Below are 1,448 nucleotides of genomic sequence, written 5' to 3' on the forward strand. Positions count from 1 at the left end.
TGCAGAAGGTCAACGGCCTGGAGTTCGCCGTGAAGGACCTGGGGCTGGCTGAGTCCGGTCGGCATCAGATCCGGTTGGCCGAGCACGAGATGCCGGGTTTGATGGCCACGCGGAAGGAGTACGCGGACAGCAAGCCGTTGAAGGGTGCTCGGATCGCGGGTTCGTTGCACATGACGGTGCAGACCGCGGTGTTGATCGAGACCTTGGTGGAGTTGGGTGCTGAGGTCCGGTGGGTGTCGTGCAACATCTTCTCCACGCAGGACGAGGCTGCTGCGGCTGTGGTGGTGGGTCCGGAGGGTACGCCGGACAAGCCGGCGGGTGTGCCGGTGTTCGCGTGGAAGGGTGAGACCCTGGCGGACTACTGGTGGTGCACCGATCAGCTGTGGGACTTCGGTGGTGGTCGTTCGGCGAACATGATCCTTGATGACGGTGGTGACGCGACGCTGCTGGTGCACAAGGGTGTGGAGTTCGAGGCTGCGGGTGCGGTGCCGCAGCCGGGTGAGGACGACCCGGAGGAGTACAAGGTCGTTCTGGAGACGCTGCGCAAGTCGGTGTCGAGCGACAAGCAGCGGTTCACGAAGCTGGCTGGTGAGATCAAGGGTGTCACCGAGGAGACCACGACCGGTGTGCACAAGCTCTACGAGTTGGTGAAGTCGGGTGATCTGTTGTTCCCGGCGATCAACGTCAACGACTCGGTGACCAAGTCGAAGTTCGACAACAAGTACGGTTGCCGGCACTCGTTGGTGGATGGCATCAACCGGGCCACGGATGTGCTGATCGGTGGCAAGGTGGCCGTGGTGTGCGGTTTTGGTGATGTGGGCAAGGGTTCGGCCGAGTCGCTGCGGGGTCAGGGTGCCCGGGTGATCGTGACCGAGATCGACCCGATTTGCGCGCTGCAGGCGGCGATGGAGGGTTACGAGGTCAAGACCTTGGACGAGGTGGTGGAGTACGCCGACATCTTCATCACCACCACGGGTAACTTCGACATCATCACCGCTGATCACATGGCGAAGATGAAGCACCAGGCCATCGTGGGCAACATCGGTCACTTCGACAACGAGATCGACATGGCCGGGTTGGAGAAGACTCCTGGGATCAAGAAGCAGGAGATCAAGCCGCAGGTGCACGAGTTCACCTTCACCGACGGGCACAGCATCATCGTGTTGTCGGAGGGTCGTTTGCTGAACCTGGGCAACGCCACGGGGCACCCGAGCTTCGTGATGTCCAACAGCTTCACCAACCAGACGATCGCGCAGATCGAGCTGTTCACCAAGCCGGGTGAGTACGCCAAGGACGTCTACGTGCTGCCCAAGCACCTCGACGAGAAGGTCGCGCGGCTGCACCTGGACGCGCTGGGTGTGAAGCTGACCAAGCTGACCAAGGCCCAGGCCGAGTACATCGGCGTCGACGTCGACGGCCCCTACAAGCCCGAGCACTACCGCTACTGA

Annotated in this window: 1 protein-coding gene; it reads left to right on the plus strand. The window is 62.1% G+C overall.

What is annotated here, in order from left to right:
• A partial coding sequence (gene ahcY, locus EIL87_RS22930) for an adenosylhomocysteinase (RefSeq protein ID WP_125092677.1) occupies positions 1-1,448 on the plus strand: 1,448 nt, incomplete at its 5' end.

The sequence above is a fragment of the Saccharopolyspora rhizosphaerae genome (assembly GCF_003931915.1).
GTDB lineage: Bacteria > Actinomycetota > Actinomycetes > Mycobacteriales > Pseudonocardiaceae > Saccharopolyspora > Saccharopolyspora rhizosphaerae.